Below are 229 nucleotides of genomic sequence, written 5' to 3' on the forward strand. Positions count from 1 at the left end.
GGTTAAGATCCCGGACAGCGGCTCTGTTGATGTTGTTTTCCAAAACTCAACATCAGGGCCGTTAGCATGCCAAATTGATGACTTGAACACGATTTATAGCTCGGTGCCCGGCTGGTCTGGTATCAGTAATGCGAGTGCTGGCGTACCTGGCACAGATGAGGAAACCCGCGCTAATTTTGAGTATCGTCGTAAACAATCTGTTGCTAAAAATGCGACAAACTCATTACAT

Annotated in this window: 1 pseudogene; it reads left to right on the forward strand. The window is 46.7% G+C overall.

Annotated elements, in window-relative coordinates:
- A pseudogene (locus tag ABR397_RS24115) lies at positions 1–229 on the forward strand (baseplate J/gp47 family protein); the annotation flags it as partial.

Source organism: Photorhabdus viridis, assembly GCF_040256935.1.
Taxonomy (GTDB): domain Bacteria; phylum Pseudomonadota; class Gammaproteobacteria; order Enterobacterales; family Enterobacteriaceae; genus Photorhabdus; species Photorhabdus viridis.